Source organism: Micromonospora sp. 067-2 (assembly GCF_046549295.1).
Lineage (GTDB): Bacteria > Actinomycetota > Actinomycetes > Mycobacteriales > Micromonosporaceae > Micromonospora.
Genome location: NZ_JAJPWB010000008.1, coordinates 95,203 through 108,752, shown reverse-complemented (window position 1 = coordinate 108,752; position 13,550 = coordinate 95,203). Strand labels below are relative to the sequence as shown.

Genomic DNA, 13,550 nt, shown 5'->3' with positions numbered 1-13,550 from the left:
CTCCGGTGGCCGTCCTCCCGGATCCCGCGGGGGTCGACGTCGGCCGTGCCGATGCCCGTGGCTACGCCGCCGACTGGGCCCGCGCGGTACGCCGCCTCGGTTTCGTGCCGCACAGCGCGGCGGAGACCGAGCGGTTGCTGCTGGCGCACACGGTGCGGCTGGCCGAGGCGGTGCTGGCCGAGCGGTTCTCGACCCGTCCCGCCGAGGAGGTCGGGCGGGCCCTGGTGGAGGCACACCTGACCGAGCCTCGGGCACTGGAGTGGTTGCTGCGCGCCCTCGCGGTGGATTTCCCCCGCCGTGTCCTGGCCGCCGAGGCTCGGCCAGCGGACCTGACCGACCGGATCGCTGCCGTGCAGGGCGGGCTGGCCGCCGGGTTCGCCCGCGCGCTGCGCGACCGCACCTTCACCCAGCAGGAGCGGATCGCCCGCTCGGCATGGCAGGCGCGCGACGAGGTGGAGCAGGCGCTGCGCGACAGCGAGGCGCGGTTCCGTGCGGTCTTCACCGGGGCGGCGATCGGAATCGGCATCGCCGGGGTGGACGGCCGGATCATCGACGTCAACCAGGCGTTCGCCGACATGCTCGGCTACTCGATCGAGGAGCTGCGGAAGACCAACGTCGCGGGGATGTTCCACGCCGACGACGCCGCCGGGATGTGGGAGTTGTACCAGGAACTGGTCGAGGGCAAGCAGGATCTGGTCCGGGTGGAGAAGCGCTACCACCGCAAGGACGGCACGGTGGTCTGGACGGATCTGGCCGTCTCGCTGATCCGGCACGACGACGGCCGGCCCCGGTTCACCGTCGCGATGATCGAGGACATCACCGAGCGGTACGAACTCCAGCAGCGGTTGCGCTTCCAGGCGCTGCACGATCCGCTGACCGGGTTGCCCAACCGGACGCTGTTCTTCGAGACGCTGGGCCGGGTCCTCGACACCGCCGGACCGGGTCGGCGGGTCGGTGTGTGCTTCCTCGACCTGGACGGCTTCAAGGCGATCAACGACAGTCTGGGGCACGATCTCGGTGACCGGCTGTTGGTGGTGATCGGCCGTCGGCTCGCCGAGTGCGTGGCCGACCACGGGCACCTGGTCGCCCGGATGGGCGGCGACGAGTTCGTCATCCTGGTCGACGGTGGGGACGACATCGACGGTGCGGTGTCCGTGGCGGAGGCCGCGCTGGCCGCCGTCGCCGCTCCGGTGCACGTCGGCGACCAGCAACTGGCCGTGTCGGCCAGCGTCGGCATCGTGGAGTTTCCGGCGGGGGAGACAACCGCGTCGGCGTTGATGAAGGCCGCGGACACCACTCTCTACTGGGCCAAGGCGGCCGGCCGGGGCCGGTGGGCCGTCTACGACCCGGAGCGCAGCGCCCGGGACATCGCCCGGTCCGCGCTGGTCGCCGAGCTGCCGGCGGCACTGGACCGGGGCGAGTTCGTGCTGCACTACCAGCCGATCGTGTCGCTGTTGGAGGGCAACATGCTCGCGGTCGAGGCGCTGGTGCGGTGGGAGCACCCGGAGCTGGGCCTGATCGGGCCGGACCGCTTCATCGGCCTGGCCGAGGAGACCGGCCTGATCGTCCGGCTCGGCGAGTGGGTGCTGCGGCGGGCCTGCCGCGACGCCGAGCGGTGGCGGCGGCAGTTCCCGGATGCCCGGCTGGTGGTCAGCGTCAACCTGGCCGGCCGGCAGGCCGATGACCCGGCGATCGTGGAGACCGTGGCCGACGCGCTGCGCACCAGCGGACTGCCAGCGGATCTGCTCCAGCTGGAGTTGACCGAGAGCGCCGTGATGGGCAGTGCCGACGAGCCTCTGCGCAGCCTGCACCGGCTGGCCGCGCTGGGCGTACGGCTGGCGGTGGACGATTTCGGGACCGGCTACTCCAACCTGGCGTACCTGCGGCGGCTGCCGATCCACTGTCTGAAGCTGGCCGGGCCGTTCGTCGAGGGCATCGGCGCGGACGGATCGGACCTCGCGGCTGACCACCGCGACGAGCGGATCGTGGACGCGCTGGTCCGCCTGGCGCACGCGCTGGAGCTGTGGGTCACCGCCGAGGCGGTGGAGACCGCGATACAGGCGGAGCGGCTGCGGGCGCTGCGCTGCGACACCGGGCAGGGGCGGTTCTTCGGTGCGCCGGCACCGGCCGAGCGCATCACCGACCGGCTGCGCGCCGCCGTCGATCCTGGATCGACGCTGACGCCGGCCGGTCCGCCGGATGGCGTCGGCCGGCGCGGCACGGAGGTGGCGTGATGAGCGTGACGGACACCCAGGCGGCGGTCACCGTCCTCGCCGGGCTGGCGATCCTCCTCGGATTGGCCGGCGTCGTGGTGCCGGGCCTGCCGGCACTCCCGCTGTGCTGGGCCGGGGTGCTGGTCTGGGCCCTGTTTGGCGGGCCCGGTGTCGCCCGGTGGGCGGTGCTCGCGGCCGCGACGCTGGTCGCCGCCGGCGGCACCGTCGTCAAGTACGCCTGGCCGGGGCGGAACCTGAAACGCACGGGCGTGCCGACGTCCTCGCTGCTCGCCGGCGGTCTGCTCGGGCTGGTCGGCTTCTTCGTGATCCCGGTGGTCGGGCTGGTGCTCGGCTTCGTCCTCGGGGTCTTTGTCGCCGAGCGGCTGCGGCTGGGTGACTCCCGACTGGCCTGGCCGTCCACCAAGCAGGCCGTCAAGGCCGCCGGCCTGTCCATGCTGGTCGAGTTCGGCGCCGGCCTGACCGTCGGTGCGCTCTGGGTCGCCGGCCTCCTCCTGACCTGACGCTCGTGCGATGACCATCGCAGACCGAGCAGCATCCATGGATCGGTCCTCTGATGCTGATGACTCGCCTCGGGCCCGACCTGGCCCGCCGCAACGGACAGCCGGGCAATGTGCCGCGGCGGCGGCGAGATTCCCACCGTTGACGTATTGACCGCCTTGATCGGCGGGATGACACTTTGCCCACTCGCACGCGGAACCACCTCAGGGAGGTGTGCAGTGGCAACGACACCCGTGCCAACCGCCGAGCACCCGATGGACGACGACGCCCGACGGCTCGCCGAACTCGGCTACAAACAGGAGCTGCGCCGCAAGTGGAGTGGCTTCTCCAACTTCGCCATCTCGTTCTCGATCATCTCGATCCTGGCCGGCTGCTTCACCACCTTCGGCCAGGCATGGAACAACGGCGGGCCGGTCGCCATCTCCTGGGGCTGGCCGCTGATCTCGCTCTTCATCCTGATCATCGGCTTCTGCATGGCCGAGCTGGTGTCGGCGTACCCGACCGCCGGCGGGATCTACTGGTGGGCGGCGACCATGGGCCGCCCGGTGCACGGCTGGTTCACCGGCTGGCTGAACCTGATCGGGCTGGTCGCGGTCACCGCCTCGGTCGACTACGGCTGCGCGACGTTTCTCAACCTCACCCTGTCGGCGCTCTTCGACGGCTGGGCCGGCACGCTGCGTCAGGCGTTCCTCCTCTTCGTGATCATCCTGGCGCTGCACGGCCTGATCAACATCTTCGGGCACCGGATCATCGACGTACTCCAGAACGTCTCGGTCTGGTGGCACGTGGCGGGCGCGGCCGTCGTGGTGGCCATCCTGGTCTTCGTCCCGGACAACCACCAGAGCTTCCAGTTCGTGTTCACCGAGCGGTTCAACAACTCCGGCTTCGGTGACGGCGATACCGGCGGGCTGACCTTCTGGTTCTACGTGCTGCCGCTGGGCTTCCTGCTCACGCAGTACACGATCACCGGCTTCGACGCCTGCGCGCACGTCTCCGAGGAGACCCGGGGGGCCTCGCAGGCCGCGGCTCGGGGGCTCTGGCAGTCGATCTTCTATTCGGCGGTCGGCGGCTGGATCCTGCTGCTGGCGTTCCTCTTCGCGGCCACCGACGTCGAGGCGGTCAACGCCGCGGGCGGGTTCTCCGGCGCCATCTTCGAATCCGCGTTGACGCCGGTCTTCTTCAAGATCGTCATCATCATCTCCACCATCGGACAGTTCTTCTGCGGCATGAGCTGCGTGACGTCGATGAGCCGCATGACGTACGCGTTCAGCCGCGACCGGGCGGTGCCGGGATGGCGGCTCTGGTCCAAGGTCGACCGCAACGGCACCCCGGCCAACGCGATCATCGGCGCCACCCTGGCCGGTCTGGTGCTGACCCTGCCGGCGCTCTACGAAAGCTCGGCCGGGATCCCGATCGCCTTCTACGCGGTGGTCTCCGTCGCGGTGCTCGGGCTCTACCTGTCCTTCCTCATTCCGATCGCCCTGCGACTGCGTCTCGGCGACCGGTTCGTGCCCGGGCCGTGGACGCTCGGCCGCAAGTACAAGCTGCTCGGCTGGATCGCGGTGATCGAGATCGCGGTGATCGCGGTCTACTTCGTGCTGCCGATCGTTCCCACCGGCGTGCCCGGCAACGACGGGTTCACCTGGTCGGCGGTGAACTACGCGCCGCTCGCCGTCGGCGGGGTGCTGCTGGTGGTCGCCGTCTGGTGGTACGCCTCGGCCCGCACGTGGTTCACCGGTCCCCGGCGTCCCGTGGAGGAGGATTCGCGCTGAGAGCGGAGTGCCCGGTCGTGCCCTGCGGCGGCCCGATGGTGGGTGTCGTGCCGCTGCCGAGGTGGTCGGCGAGCCGGGCGGCCCCGGTGAGCATGGCCCTGCCGCGCTCGGTGAGCCGCTCCCGCCACCGTTGCAGCGACGCGGCCAGCGGTTCGGCGCCGCCGGCGTCGCGTACCCGGTGCAGCACGGCGGCGATGTGGTCGAGCCGGTACCCGGCGCGGCGCAGCAGGTGAGCGAGTTCGGCGTCGCGCACGTCGTCCGGCGAGTAGGCGCGGTAGCGGGTCACCGGGTCGCGCACCGGCTGCACGATCCCGGCCCGTTCCCACTTGCGCAGAGTCGCCGGCCGTACGCCGAGCCGGTGTGCCAGCGCGCCGATCGGCACGGCGTTGCGGCTCTGAGGGTCACGCCGCGTCCCGGTGAGGATCGCGACCGCAGCCTCGACCGCGTCCAGGGTCTCCCGGTCGCGCTGGAGCAGGGCATGACTGTCGTCGATCGCCCGCAACGCCGTGTCGATCTCGCCCCGGTTGACCGCGCGCATGATTCCGCCGCTGGTCGCGTAGCCATGACCGGGGATCAGCGCGAGATAGGCGCTCAACGCCGTGGCGTGCACCTCGGTGAACCGGCGGTAGCCGTTGGATCCGCGCTCGGCCGGTGGTAGGACGCCGTCGGCTTCGTAGTTGCGCACGGCCTGCGTGGAGATGCCGTGCAGGCGGGCGAGGTCGGCTGGTCGGCGTACCCCGGTGTTTGAGGGTTTTGTCGCTCTCACTCGCGCTCAATCGCTCGGAAGTCTCAAACGGTGGTTCAACGATACCGTCAATGCAATGACGTCCCTCCTTGACCTGCTTGCCGTACCCCCGGCCCTGCTCGCGCTCGGTGAGCCGACCCACGGCGAGTCCGCCTTCCCGCAGATCCGCAACGACGCCTTCGCCTCGCTGGTCGAGAGCGGCTACCGGTCGATCGCCTTGGAGAGCGACCGGGCGGCCGGGCTGATCGCCGACGAGTTCGTGCAGGGCGGCGACGTGACGCTCGACCGCGCGCTCGTCGAGGGGTTCAGCCACGAGTTCGGGGCCGCCCCGGCCAACCGGGACCTGCTGCTCTGGATGCGTGACTGGAACAGCGGGAAAGCGGCTGCCGAGCGCCTGACGTTCCACGGCTTCGACGCCCCGCTGGAGATGCAGAGCGCCCCCAGCCCCCGGCGTCACCTCGCCCAGGTGTGCGACTTCCTCGACTCGGACCGATCGGCGGAGATCGACGAGCTGATCGGGGACGAGGCCCGGTGGAGCGACCCGACCGCGATCTGGGAGCCGGGCAGGTCGATCGGGCGCTCGATGGACGCCCAGCGCCTGCGGGTGATCGCCGACGACCTGCTGACCGAGCTGTACCTGCAGGCACCCCGGCGGCCCGAGGGCTGGCGGGGTGCCTTCGTGCGGGCGACGAGCGCGATCGCACTGCTGCGCTACCACGCCGAGGCCGCCGCGCCGATCCCGCAGGAGCAACGCTTCGTCCGCCTGGGCGCCGTCCGTGACGCGCTGATGGCCGAGAACCTGCTCGCGATCCGCTCGGCCGAGGCGCACCGCGGGCCGACGCTGGTCTTCGCGCACAACGCACACCTGCAGCGGCACCCGAGCACGATGACGATGGCCGGAGTCGAACTGTCCTGGTTCGGCGCCGGCGCGATCGTCGCAGCACTGCTCGGCGACCGCTACGCGGTGGTCGTCGGCAGCCTCGGCGCAAGCCCCGCGCTCGGCATCGAAGAACCAACCCCTTCGACGTACGAGGGCACACTCCAGCACGGCGACCAGCTTCCCCGATACGTGCGCGCCGGGGACGTGCGGCCGGCCGAGAAACGGACACACGACTACCGCTACGTCCCGCTCGACCAGGCGACCATCGCGCACGCCGATGCGGTGCTCCACGTCCCGACCGGCATCGACCCGACCGTGCTCGCCGACAGGATCCTCGCGCTGCCCGATGCCGAGCAGTTCGTGGCGGGCGAGGACAACGGAGCACCGGAAGCCGCCTGGGGCGACCGCTTCTTCTACGTCGGCCCGGACCGTCGCCAGCCGTTCGCCACCATCGTCGAGCACGACGTACCCGGCTTCGACGATGCCTCCCACCTCGACCGCCCCCGCGTCTTCCGGCTCAACCTCGACCTGGGCCGAGCCGAGTTCCAGAATCTCTTCGGGTTCGCGCCGAAGGACTTCGAGGAGCACCGGCACGAGTACGACTTCACCCGGCTGGACACCGTCGTGCCGCACCCGGGCTACGCGCTGCACGGCTTCGGCAGCATCGTCATGCCCGGCCCCCAGATGCTGCCCGAGATCGACCGTTTGCTCACGATCGCCCACGGGCGGGCGGTCGACCGCCACGAACGTGCCGCTCGCCGGGCATGAAATATGGCAGTCGCTAGAATTTAGGAGTTACTATCACTTGGAAGTAACTTCTCAAAGTGGGGGTGGTCGGCGTGCCGACGTCTCGTTCCAGCCGGTGGTTGGCGCTCGCGGCGCTGGCCGTCGCGATGCTCACCATCGGTCTCGACACCACGGTGCTGACCGTCGCGGTGCCGACCCTGGCGGTCGACCTCGACGCGTCGAACGCGCAGCTCCAGTGGTTCGCCTCGGCGTACACGCTGGTCCTCGCGGCGGTGCTGCTGCCGGCCGGCTCGCTCGGCGACCGCTTCGGCCGCAAGCGCTTCCTGCTGGGCGCACTGCTGCTCTTCGGCGCCGCTTCGGTGCTCTGCGCGTACGCCGGCAGTGCCGAAACCCTGATCGCGGCCCGTGCCGCGCTCGGCCTCGGCGCCGCGGTCATGATGCCGCTGTCCATGGCCGTGCTCCCCGTGCTGTTTCCGGACAGCCGCGAGCGTGGGCGGGCCCTGACCATCTGGGTCACCTCGACCGCGATCGGCCTGCCCCTCGGCCCGATCCTCGGCGGCTGGTTCCTGGAGCACTTCTGGTGGGGTTCGATCTTTCTGATCAACGTGCCGCTGGTGCTGGTCGGCATGCTCGCGGTCGCACTGTTCGTGCCCGAGTCGCGGGGCAACGACTCCCGCCCGGCCGACCTGCCGGGCATCCTGCTCTCCTCCGCCGGGCTGCTCGGGCTCACCTACGGCTTCATCCGAATCGGGCAGGACGGGTGGTCCGATCTCGGCGACTGGGCGCTGGTCGCCGCCGGGGTCGCGTTGCTGGTGCTGTTCGTCGCCCGGCAACGACGGGCGGCGTACCCGTTGATCGATCTGGCCCTGTTCCGCAGCCGTGGGTTCACCCTCGGCTCGGGGCTGGCCACGGTGATCAACTTCGCGATGTTCGGCCTGCTTTTCCTCGTGCCGCAGTTCCTCCAGGCGGTCGGCGGCGTCAGCCCGCTGGGCACCGGCGTGCGGCTGCTTCCGATGATCGGCGGTCTGGTGGTCGGCACGCGGGTCGGCGGCCGCCTCGCCCGCACCGTCGGCTCCGGCCCGCTGATCGGCACCGGGTTCGTGCTGCTCACGGTCGCGTTGGGGCTCGGTGCGAGAACGGCGGTCGACACCGGGTACGGGTGGACGGCCGCCTGGATCGCGCTGCTCGGTGGCGGAATGGGGCTCGCGATGCCGGCCACCATGGGCGCGGCCATGGACGCGCTGTCGATCGAACGTGCCGGATCCGGCTCGGCGGTGATCCAGGCGCTGCGCCAGGCCGGCGGCACGATCGGTGTCGCCGTGCTGGGCACGGTGCTCAGCGGCGGCTACCAGACCGGGCTCGGCAGCGCGGCGGTGAAGCCGGTCTCCGACAGCGCCGCGGCCGGTGTCGCGGTGGCCGCCCAACAGGGAAACCTGACGCTGCTGAACACCGTACGCACGGCCTTCGTCAGTGGGATGAACCAGACGCTCTGGGTCTGCGTGGTGCTGTGCGCGCTGGCCGCCGCGATCGCGTTCTGGCTGCTGCCCCGCCGGCCCGAGGCGCCCGTCGAGGTCGCCGGGGCCGAGCGGCTGCCGGTGCCCGGCCCGGCCCCGGTGACAGAATCACTGCATGCCGACTGAACCAGGCGTGGGGCTCGGGCTCCGTGAGCGCAAGAAGCTCCGGACCCGGGCCACCATCCGCGAGCAGGCCATGCGGCTGTTCGCCGAAAAGGGGTACGGCGAGACGACCGTCGAACAGATCGCGGAGGCGTCCGACATCTCGCCGAGCACGTTCTTCCGGTACTTCCCGTCGAAGGAACAGCTCGTCCTGGTCGACGACTACGACCCGATCATGATCCGGGCGTTCCAGGAGCAGCCGGCCGACGTGCCGCTGCTGACGGCGCTGCGGCACTCGATGGAGCACGTCTTCGGCACGATGAGCGAGGAACAACTCGATCGGGAGATGGCCCGGCAGAAGCTGATCCGCTCGGTGCCGGAACTGCGCGCCACGCAGCTCGACGAAGTGCAGCGGACGATCGACCTGCTCGCCGGGGCGGTGGCCGAGCGGACGGGCCGGCCAGCCGGCGACCTGGAGTCCCGCGCGTTCGCCGGCGCCGTGGTCGGTTCGATCATCGGCGTGATGGGCACCGAGCAGCTGTCCCTGGATCGTGTCGGGCAGGCGCTCGACTTTCTGGCCGCGGGATTCCCGTTCGATGCGGCCGTCTAGGAAGCTGACGAGGCTCGCCGACCGGTTCGGATGGCCGTCCGCATGCCATGGGCAGGTGCCCAGGGCTGGGGCGGCCCAGGCGCGGGTCTGACCGACGCCATCGCCTGGTGTGCGGTCAGGTCGTCTGCTTCGCCAGGTCCACGAAGGACTGCCACGAGCCGGGGGTGAGGTGCAGGGTGCCACCCTGCCGGTCCTTTGAGTCGCGGACCAGCACGACACCCGGCAGGTTGTCGGCGACCTCGACGCAGGACCCGCCATTGCCGCCGGACCTGGTCGACGTGCGCCACTGCGGTGCCATCACGTCCATGACTTCGCCACCTCTTTGATCAGCTTGATCGACTGCCGGCGGGGGAGTGCCTCGTTCCGCACGATCTCCCACGTCTTTGCCAGCCTAGCAATGCCCGCGGGCGCATCGACGATCTGCGCGGTGAGCTGGTTGTCCGCGTGTGCGATCCGGGTGCCGTCGGGCAGTTCGGCGATGATGAACTGGCCGGCCAGACCCAGATACATGCCCGCGTCGAGCGGCACCACGTGCACCTGGACGTGCTCCTGCGTCGCCAGGTCGGCGAGGTGTTCGCACTGTTGGAGCATGAGGCCCGGTTCGTCGAGCACCGGGCGGCGCAGGATCGCCTCGTCCAGCACGGCGATGAGCTGTGGGGGTGTGTCCCTGGTCAGGATGGTCTGGCGCTCCAGGCGGCTCGTCACGATGCGGTCGGCCTCGTCGGCGGTGAACCGGCCGCCGGCCAGCGTGGCACGGGCGTACCGCTCGGTCTGGAGTAGGCCGGGGACGTACGAGATCTCGAACCAACGCAGCGTGCTGGCCTCGCGCTCGAACTCGATCCACTCCCGCAGCCAGGTCGGGTCGACGTCCAGCGGGGCCAGCTCGCTGAGCATCCGCTCGAACCGGCCGCCGGTCGGGAAGTGCCCGTCGATCGCCCTCATGTACTCCCGGGTGGGCGGCCGGGAGCCGGTCTCGACGGAGCTGACGTGCGACCCGGAGTAGCCGATCTGCCGGCCGAACTCGTCCTGGCTCAGGTCGACCGACGCCCGGAACAGGCGCACCTCGGCGAGTACGAAGTCCGTTGCTGTCCCCATGGGATCCCCAATCTCCGCTCAATCGGAACGGCGAGCTGTCCGCGGGTGCTCAGCCGGCCCACCGGGTGGCCCGGATGGGTCGAGCACGTATCGGAGGGCGCTTTGTCCTCACCAGACTGTCACTCAGACGGACCTGTTCCTTGCTGACAGTAGCGGGATCGGGTTCCTGTCGGGGCCCCCCGCTTCCCCCGGAGCGGGGTGGCCCCCTCCAACCACGAGGAGGCCGAGATGGGTCGCCATGCCCGCTGGTGTCGTACCAGATGATGGGTCGGCGGGTGATCCCGCACGTGCCGATGCGCCCGCTCTGGCGGTGCCGCAACTGCGCCGCCGAGTGGCCCTGCCAGCCGGCCCGGCTGTCGCTGCTCGTCGAGTACCGAGGCCAGCGCACGGCCCTGCTCCTCTATCTCGGCGGACTGCTGGCCGAGGCCACGGCGCAGCTCGCCCAGCTCAACCCGGACCACGTGCCGGACCTGCACGACCGCTTCCTCGGCTGGGCACGGAGACGGATCTGACCGCCCCGGCCGAACGCGTTTACCGCGACATCCCCGCCGGGCATTGACGGTGATCGGGTTTGCCAGTAGACCTTGGTCAGGGAGGCCGGTCGATGAGGAAAGCTCCGCTCACGCTGGAACAACTGCGGGTCGCCGTCGCCGAGGGTGAGATCGACACGGTGGTGCTGGCCCTGGTCGACATGCAGGGCCGCCTGCAGGGCAAACGGTTCCACGCGCCGTTCTTCCTCGACCAGGTGGTGACCAACGGCAGCGAGGGGTGCAACTACCTGCTCGCCGTGGACGTCGACATGAACACCGTCGACGGATATGCGATGTCGAGCTGGGAACGCGGCTACGGTGACCTCGCGATGGTGCCCGACTTCGACACCCTGCGTCGGGTGCCCTGGCAGCCCGGCTCCGCGCTGCTGCTGGCCGACCTGGCCTGGCTGGACGGCTCCGGCGACGTGGTCGCCTCACCCCGGCAGATCCTGCGCCGGCAACTGGACCGGCTCGCCGAGCACGGGCTGACCGCGTACGCCGGCACCGAGCTGGAGTTCGTGCTGTTCCGTGACTCGTACGAGGACGCCTGGCGGCGCGGCTACCGCGACCTGACCCCCGCTAACCAGTACAACGTGGACTACTCCCTGCTGGGCACCGCCCGGGTGGAGCCGCTGCTGCGCCGCATCCGCACCGAGATGGCCGGCGCGGGGCTGACCCCGGAGAGCGCCAAGGGCGAGTGCAACCTCGGCCAGCACGAGATCGCGTTCCGCTACGACGAGGCGGTGGCCTGCGCCGACCACCACGTGATCTACAAGAACGGGGCGAAGGAGATCGCCGCCCAGGAGGGCATGGCGCTCACCTTCATGGCCAAGCCCAACGCGCGGGAGGGCAACTCCTGCCACATCCACTTCTCTCTGCGGGACACCACCGGCTCCTCGGCGATGCTCGGCGACGGCCCTGCGCACCTGTCGGAGACCGGGCAGCGGGTGCTCGCCGGTCTGCTGGCCACCATGCGCGAGTTCAGCCTGTTCTTCGCACCGAACATCAACTCCTACAAGCGCTACCAGCCGGGGTCGTTCGCCCCGACCGCTCTGCGCTGGGGAGTCGACAACCGCACCTGCGCGCTCCGGGTGGTCGGGCACGGGCAGGGCATGCGGGTGGAGAACCGGGTGCCCGGCGCCGACGTCAACCCGTACCTGGCGATCGCCGGGCTGGTCGCCGGCGCGCTGCACGGCATCGACCGCGAGCTGGAGCTGGGCCGGGAGTGCACCGGCAACGCGTACGACGACCCGGAGGCCGAGCGGGTGCCCGGCACCCTGCGCGACGCCCTGGCCCTCTGGGAGTCGTCCACGGTGGCCCGGGACGCGTTCGGCGCCGAGGTGGTCGCCCACTACGCCAACCACGCCAGGGTGGAGCTGGCGGCCTTCGACGCGGCGGTGACGGACTGGGAGCTGACCCGTGGCTTCGAACGCCTCTGACGACGCGGGAACGGAGGTGCCGGCGTGACGCAGGTGGTGGATCCGGCTACCGGGCTGGGGTTCCGGGAGGTCACCGGGGCTTCGGTCGCGGAGGTGGACGCGGCGATCGCGCGAGCCGCTGCGGCGTTCGAGACGTGGCGGGCCGTGGCGCCGGGGGATCGGGCGCGCCTGCTGCGGCGGTTCGCCGCGGCGGTGGACGCGCACCTGGACGAACTGGCCGCGCTGGAGGTCCGCAACTCGGGGCACACCATCGGAAACGCCCGCTGGGAGGCCGGCAACGTCCGGGACGTCCTCGACTACTACGCGGGCGCGCCGGAGCGGTTGACCGGGCGGCAGATCCCCGTCGCCGGCGGGTGGGACGTGACCTTCCACGAGCCGCTCGGCGTGGTCGGGGTGATCGTGCCGTGGAACTTCCCGATGCCGATCGCGGCCTGGGGGTTCGCCCCGGCCCTCGCGGCCGGCAACACCGTGCTGCTCAAGCCCGCCGAGCTGACCCCGCTCACCGCGCTGCGGCTGGCCGAGCTGGCCCGCGAGGCCGGCCTGCCCGATGACGTGTTCACCGTCCTGCCCGGTGCGGGCGCGGTGGTGGGGGAGCGATTCGTCAGCCACCCGGCGGTCCGCAAGATCTGCTTCACCGGCTCCACCGAGGTCGGCACCCGGATCATGGCCGGCTGTGCCAGCCAGGTGAAGCGGCTCACCCTGGAGCTGGGCGGCAAGAGCGCCAACATCGTGTTCGCCGACGCCGACCTGGAGCGCGCCGCCGCGACCGCGCCGTCCGCGGTCTTCGACAACGCGGGCCAGGACTGCTGCGCGCGGTCGCGGATCCTCATCCAGAGGCCCGCGTACGACCGTTTCCTGGCGCTGCTCGAGCCAGCGGTACGCGCGGTGCGGGTGGAGGATCCGGCCCTGGACACTGCCGAGATGGGCCCACTGATCTCGGCGGCGCAGCGGGACCGGGTCGCCGGCTACCTGGCCGGGGCGAAGGTCGGCTTCACCGGCTCCTGCCCCGACGGCCCCGGCTTCTGGCACGCCCCGACCGTGCTGCTGGCCGACTCACCGGCCGACCGGCACTGGCGGGAGGAGATCTTCGGCCCGGTGGTCTCGGTGCTGCCGTTCGACGACGAGGCCGACGCGATCCGGCTCGCCAACGACACCGAGTACGGCCTCTCCGGCTCGATCTGGACCCGGGACGTGGGTCGTGCGCTCCGGATGGCCCGCGCCGTCGAGTCGGGCAACCTCAGCGTCAACTCGCACTCCTCGGTGCGCTACTGGACCCCGTTCGGTGGAATGAAGCGCTCCGGGCTGGGCCGCGAGCTGGGTCCGGACGCGCTGCACGCCTTCACCGACGTCAAGAACGTGTTTCTCGCGACAGAGGGGTGACGCC

The 13,550-nt window shown here is 71.0% G+C and carries 12 protein-coding genes; 9 read left to right on the top strand and 3 right to left on the bottom strand.

What is annotated here, in order from left to right; genetic code table 11:
* The first annotated feature begins 5 nt into the window (after positions 1–5).
* From ACLJN9_RS20255 to ACLJN9_RS20245, 3 genes are all read left to right on the top strand, one after another.
* Complete coding sequence (locus tag ACLJN9_RS20255) at positions 6–2,234, top strand: putative bifunctional diguanylate cyclase/phosphodiesterase (RefSeq protein WP_410813026.1); 2,229 nt, start codon at positions 6–8, stop codon at positions 2,232–2,234.
* Positions 2,234–2,734, top strand: coding sequence for a DUF456 domain-containing protein (locus ACLJN9_RS20250; protein WP_410813025.1), 501 nt, complete (start codon positions 2,234–2,236; stop codon positions 2,732–2,734). The genes ACLJN9_RS20255 and ACLJN9_RS20250 overlap by 1 nt, the downstream gene beginning before the upstream one ends.
* Before the next feature lie 216 nt (positions 2,735–2,950).
* Positions 2,951–4,504 carry an amino acid permease gene (locus tag ACLJN9_RS20245; RefSeq protein WP_410813024.1) on the top strand — a complete coding sequence of 518 codons (1,554 nt, stop codon included), beginning with the start codon at positions 2,951–2,953 and terminating at the stop codon, positions 4,502–4,504.
* Here the strand turns inward: ACLJN9_RS20245 and ACLJN9_RS20240 are convergent.
* A complete protein-coding gene (locus ACLJN9_RS20240; RefSeq protein WP_410813023.1) occupies positions 4,464–5,270 on the bottom strand; it encodes a MerR family transcriptional regulator in 807 nt (268 codons plus the stop codon). The two genes, ACLJN9_RS20245 and ACLJN9_RS20240, sit on opposite strands and share 41 nt — an antisense overlap.
* A gap of 55 nt (positions 5,271–5,325) precedes the next feature.
* Here ACLJN9_RS20240 and ACLJN9_RS20235 point away from each other — a divergent pair, with 55 nt between their 5' ends.
* The 3 genes from ACLJN9_RS20235 to ACLJN9_RS20225 all read left to right on the top strand — a co-directional run bounded on the left by ACLJN9_RS20235 (position 5,326) and on the right by ACLJN9_RS20225 (position 9,102).
* Entirely contained in the window at positions 5,326–6,897 is a 1,572-nt protein-coding gene (locus ACLJN9_RS20235) for a DUF6194 family protein (RefSeq protein ID WP_410813022.1), read from the top strand.
* Positions 6,898–6,968: 71 nt separating this feature from the next.
* Complete coding sequence (locus ACLJN9_RS20230) at positions 6,969–8,516, top strand: MFS transporter (RefSeq protein ID WP_410813021.1); 1,548 nt, start codon at positions 6,969–6,971, stop codon at positions 8,514–8,516.
* Entirely contained in the window at positions 8,506–9,102 is a 597-nt protein-coding gene (locus ACLJN9_RS20225; protein WP_410813020.1) for a TetR family transcriptional regulator, read from the top strand. Before ACLJN9_RS20230 ends, ACLJN9_RS20225 begins: the two co-directional genes overlap by 11 nt.
* Positions 9,103–9,217: 115 nt before the next feature.
* Here the strand turns inward: ACLJN9_RS20225 and ACLJN9_RS20220 are convergent, their stop codons facing one another.
* Positions 9,218–9,409 carry a DUF397 domain-containing protein gene (locus ACLJN9_RS20220; protein WP_410813019.1) on the bottom strand — a complete coding sequence of 64 codons (192 nt, stop codon included), beginning with the start codon at positions 9,407–9,409 and terminating at the stop codon, positions 9,218–9,220.
* Entirely contained in the window at positions 9,400–10,197 is a 798-nt protein-coding gene (locus ACLJN9_RS20215) for a helix-turn-helix domain-containing protein (RefSeq protein WP_410813018.1), read from the bottom strand. The genes ACLJN9_RS20220 and ACLJN9_RS20215 overlap by 10 nt, the downstream gene beginning before the upstream one ends.
* A gap of 248 nt (positions 10,198–10,445) precedes the next feature.
* On the opposite strand from ACLJN9_RS20215, the gene ACLJN9_RS20210 reads away from it, so the two are divergent.
* The 3 genes from ACLJN9_RS20210 to ACLJN9_RS20200 all read left to right on the top strand — a co-directional run bounded on the left by ACLJN9_RS20210 (position 10,446) and on the right by ACLJN9_RS20200 (position 13,546).
* Positions 10,446–10,709 carry a flavin reductase gene (locus tag ACLJN9_RS20210; protein WP_410813017.1) on the top strand — a complete coding sequence of 88 codons (264 nt, stop codon included), beginning with the start codon at positions 10,446–10,448 and terminating at the stop codon, positions 10,707–10,709.
* Positions 10,710–10,801: 92 nt separating this feature from the next.
* Positions 10,802–12,166 (top strand): glutamine synthetase family protein, encoded by a 1,365-nt coding sequence (locus tag ACLJN9_RS20205; RefSeq protein ID WP_410813016.1) that lies wholly within the window; start codon positions 10,802–10,804, stop codon positions 12,164–12,166.
* Between the two features lie 24 nt (positions 12,167–12,190).
* Positions 12,191–13,546 (top strand): aldehyde dehydrogenase family protein, encoded by a 1,356-nt coding sequence (locus ACLJN9_RS20200; protein ID WP_410813015.1) that lies wholly within the window; start codon positions 12,191–12,193, stop codon positions 13,544–13,546.
* Positions 13,547–13,550: the final 4 nt, after the last annotated feature.